This window comes from Parendozoicomonas verongulae (assembly GCF_009711465.1).
In the GTDB taxonomy this organism is placed as follows: Bacteria; Pseudomonadota; Gammaproteobacteria; order Pseudomonadales; family Endozoicomonadaceae; genus Sansalvadorimonas; species Sansalvadorimonas verongulae.
The window spans coordinates 1-794 of record NZ_SMME01000860.1; the positions used below are offsets into that span (position 1 = coordinate 1).

Consider the following 794-nt stretch of genomic DNA (forward strand, 5'->3'; position numbering starts at 1 on the left):
GCTCGATCATAAAACCTCAACAGACCCTAGAGCTAGATGAGAATATTTTCATAAAAAAGAGGCAGAATGCGTAGAGCTTCCTAGACTCTATGTCCTTCTTTCAGAGGGGAAGTAGGGAAGTAAATATGAGTAAGTATCAGAGGCTGCTCTGTCAGTGTTGTCGCAATTATAAATTTGCGTTCACAGTCGTTCTTTTATGGCTTGCAGTAGCATTTCAGGCAGAGGCCATTAACTTTGAAAAAATGCGTGACTTTTTGTCATCTCAGGAAACACAGGATGAACTAATTGGTACCTGGATAGGTCAAGTAACAGTCAAACCGATTGACTTTAAAATACTCATGGAAAGCAGCCCGATCTTCGTAGAAAGAGTTCCTCCCAAAGAAAGGGATCGTCTTATTAAGTCACAAGTAGTGAGAGGGCTGGACTCTATACAGACGCTCAAGAGTATTCTTGAGAAAACGTTGGCATTGGGGGTTTCGTGTCTAGAAGATATGTATATGCAAATGCAGTACGGGCCTTTCAGGCCTGTTAGAGCGCTTATGTTCGAGGATTATGAAAACTGGTTGGGTCAACAGGCAAGTGCTCCCCCTACCGTTGCAGGGCAGGGAGGTTATCTTCCTCCACCAGTTTATACCGATGAGGTAAAATACTCAGATCCTTCTGCTGATGTATTTCCCCCTTCCCCCCAGGGGAATGCTGGTTACCAAGAAACTCCTGCTTACAATCCTGTTCATCAGGGGGATGCTGGTTACAATCCTGCTTATCAGGGGAATGCTGGCTACCAAGAAAAGCCT

The 794-nt window shown here is 44.5% G+C and carries 1 protein-coding gene; it reads left to right on the forward strand.

The genetic code is table 11. From position 1 onward, the window contains the following. Nucleotides 1-125: 125 nt before the first annotated feature. Nucleotides 126-794: hypothetical protein (locus E1189_RS17120; protein ID WP_230460485.1), on the forward strand; the 669-nt coding region annotated here is incomplete at its 3' end.